Annotated in this window: 4 protein-coding genes; 2 read left to right on the top strand and 2 right to left on the bottom strand. The window is 40.7% G+C overall.

From position 1 onward, the window contains the following. Positions 1-55 precede the first annotated feature (55 nt). The gene (locus QZU77_RS10640; protein WP_295603934.1) at positions 56-400 is read right to left on the bottom strand and encodes a flavodoxin family protein; all 345 of its coding nucleotides are present in this window, start codon (positions 398-400) and stop codon (positions 56-58) included. Positions 401-533: 133 nt separating this feature from the next. Then, on the bottom strand, positions 534-998 hold the full coding sequence (locus QZU77_RS10635; RefSeq protein WP_295603932.1) for a HEAT repeat domain-containing protein: 465 nt from the start codon (positions 996-998) through the stop codon (positions 534-536). 188 nt (positions 999-1186) lie between these two features. Here QZU77_RS10635 and aksF point away from each other — a divergent pair, with 188 nt between their 5' ends. Beyond that, the gene (aksF, locus tag QZU77_RS10630; RefSeq protein WP_295603930.1) at positions 1187-2176 is read left to right on the top strand and encodes a homoisocitrate dehydrogenase; all 990 of its coding nucleotides are present in this window, start codon (positions 1187-1189) and stop codon (positions 2174-2176) included. Then, the coding region (locus QZU77_RS10625; protein WP_295603927.1) for a class I adenylate-forming enzyme family protein at positions 2177-3254 on the top strand (1078 nt) is incomplete at its 3' end.

Here is a 3254-nt window from a genome sequence, read left to right as displayed (position 1 = left end):
GGGCATGGATGAAATAATCGAGTATTGTGATGAAGAGAGGGATGAGATTTAATCCCTATTTTAGGTTTTTTCCAAATTCATAGGCTTCATCAGGATATTTTGAAAACCTGGTCATTGATGGAGTTCCGCAGCCATAACCCAGGATTCTGCCCTTGTCCTCCAGGTTGAGATACCTTATCAATGTGTCGTAATGTGATTCCAGGGACTCGAATGTCCAGTCGTCGCTATTGTATGCCACGCTCAGCAATGCGGATTTCAGGTGCTTTTGCTGGATTGAGAAATTCCTTGAGCAGAACCTGTCAATTACTGTTTTCAGCTGAGCAGTCATTCCATAATAGTATAGTGGTGTGACAAACACTATCATGTCTGCTTTAAGGATTTGTTCACGGAAAACATCCATATCAAAGAAATTGAAAATGAGATTTTCAGCGATTTCACCCTTGAAGAGAAGGAAAAACTTAAAATCGCATTAAGGGACTTATCCAAAAAATATTATGAATTATAAAAAAAGAAATTGTAAGAAATAATCGGGATTATTTCTTAATTGATTTAATTGCGCTTTGTGCACCTTGTTTTACAAAGCCGCTTTCATCATCCAGCAGTTTTTCAAGTTCAGGAATTGCTTTTTCATCACCGATGTTTCCAAGCGCCCATGCTGCTGCTCCCCTTATTTTCCAGTCTTCATCGGCTAAAGTTTCGATTAAAGGATCTACTGCAGGTTCGCCCATACGGGAGAGTGCAGTGGATGCTTCCCTTCTGACAAGTTTGTTGTTGTCTTTTAATGTTTCGACCAATGCTGGAATTGCTTTTGGATCGTTGATTGCTCCTAAAAGGGTTGCCGCATTTAATCTGATTTGTTTTTTTCTGTGTGATAATGCATCAATTAATGGGTCAACAGCTTCATCAGCTCTTAATTCCAGTTCGCCTACTGCATCTTCCACAACAAAGTCATCTTTATCATTCAATAATTCGATTAATTCATCAATGCTTCTTTCCATTTTTATCCCTCACAAAATTCAATAAGGAATTTTTTCATGTCCTTATTTATGTAGTTAATTATATATTATGATTTAGTAATATAAAAGTATTTCGATAGTATACGAACAAAATTTTAATGTGAAAGCAAAATTGCATATATAATAGTGAAACATATTATTAATATACGAAAAATTTTATGGGTAATTAAATGTACAATCTTGCAATAATAAGTGGAGACGGAATAGGTCAGGAAGTAATGTCCGCTTGCGAATACTTGCTTGACAAAATAGACTTGGAATTCAGTTTTGAATACGGTGAAGCCGGTTTTGAATGCTTCAACAAGAATGGAAGCACATTACCGGAAGAAACAATAAAAATAGCAAACAAAAGCGATGCAGTGCTTTTCGGAGCATCAACATCAACACCAGGACAGCCTAGTCCAATAATAAACCTGAGAAAGGCACTGAGCGTTTATGCAAACATAAGGCCAATCAAGTCATACAAGGGCGTGAACTGCATAAGGGACGACATCGACTTTGTGATCGTTCGTGAAAACACAGAGGGACTCTACTCACAAAACGAATACGGCAATGAGGAAAAAATGATTGCAGAGCGCGTCATCACAAGACATGCCTCTGAAAGAATTGCAAAAGCTGCATTCAACCTATGCATAAAAAGAGGACAGAGCAAGGTAACATGCGTGCACAAAAGCAACGTACTGAAAAAGACCGACGGCGTCTTCAAGGAAAGCTTCTACAAAATTGCAAAAGATTACCCACATATTCAAACAGAAGACTTCTATGTCGATGCAATGGCAATGTACCTGGTCACCCAACCTCAAAACTTTGACGTTATCGTATCCACAAACCTATTCGGAGACATCTTATCAGATGAAAGCGCAGGACTCGTCGGAGGACTTGGACTTGCACCATCAGGAAACATTGGAGACCATAACGGATTATTCGAGCCGGTTCACGGTTCAGCACCCGACATTGCAGGAAAAAACATTGCAAACCCATGCTCAATGATACTCTCCGCAGCGATGATGCTTGATTATCTTGGAGAATGGGAAATGTCTAACGACATCAAGAATGCCGTTGAAAAAGTAATAGCGGACTGCAAGATAAGAACCCCCGACCTGGGCGGAGACGCATGCACAATGGATGTGACAAAGGCCATCGTCAAGGAGCTGATTTAAATGCTTAACATTACCACTTTCCTAGATGCAAACTCTAAAAGACTGGACAAGAACGTACTATACAATCCAACAACCGGTGCCAAATACAATTCAGGAGAATTGCTCTCAATAGTGTCTGAAATCGGAAGGCAACTGAAAGACATTGGAATAGAAAAGGGAGACAGAGTTTTAATATACCTGAACAACTCCGAAGAATACCTATTGAGCCTCTTTGCAATATGGAGAATCGGCGCAATAGCCATACCAACCAATCGAGTAATGACAAAAGCCGAACTTGAATACATCATAAGCGACTCACAGGCAAAACTAATGATAACAGACAATGAAGCGCCTAAAATTGACATAATGACCTACATCCCGGAAAAAATTTCACAATATAAAAACTCCGAAGTGCTTCCCGCCGAGAATACCGATTGGGATGACCTGTGCCAACTGCAGTACACTTCAGGAACAACCGGCCAGCCAAAAGGGGCAATGCTGACCCATGGAAACTACTTCACAGCAATACATAACGAATGCGACGTATTAACATTGAAGCAGGATGACGTGTTTTTAGGAATATACCCGATGGCGCATGTGGGACTGTCCTGGGCGATAGCGGCACTAAGATCCGCAGCATGCTACATTCTCATAGAACGGTTCAACCTAGAAGAGTACCTTAATCTATGTGAAAACGAGAAGGTGACCGTATTGACAGGCATGCCCCCGGTTATACACTCACTGACCACAATAAATGCTCAAAAGCAATTGAAAACCGTTCGCGAAATCATTTCAGGCGGAGGTCCATTGCATAAAAAGATATGGAAGGATTTCCACCAAACCTACAGGATACCAATCATCAACGCATACGGACTATCCGAAACAATAGTCATCGGAACCGGAACAGTAATCAGACCAGAGGATTATCGTGAAGCGGACCGTTTTGAAAGTGTAGGACATCCAGTATGCTTTTCAGAAGTGAAAATCGTTGACGAAGATGATTCCGATAAAATATTGCCGCAATACGAACAGGGAGAGATTGCACTTAGAGGACCTGCCGTGGCAAAGGGATATTGGGGAAATGAGGAGAAGACAAAAT

Origin of the sequence: uncultured Methanobrevibacter sp. (assembly GCF_902774605.1) — an archaeon.
Lineage (GTDB): Archaea > Methanobacteriota > Methanobacteria > Methanobacteriales > Methanobacteriaceae > Methanocatella.
Note: the sequence above shows the minus strand (reverse complement) of the source record. Positions and strands in the feature narration are given on the sequence as shown.

Coding starts and splice junctions, on each gene's coding strand:
- QZU77_RS10640 (WP_295603934.1), bottom strand. CDS start 400: ATGGATGTTTTCCGTGAACAAATCCTTAAAGCAGACATGATAGTGTTT.
- QZU77_RS10635 (WP_295603932.1), bottom strand. CDS start 998: ATGGAAAGAAGCATTGATGAATTAATCGAATTATTGAATGATAAAGAT.
- aksF (WP_295603930.1), top strand. CDS start 1,187: ATGTACAATCTTGCAATAATAAGTGGAGACGGAATAGGTCAGGAAGTA.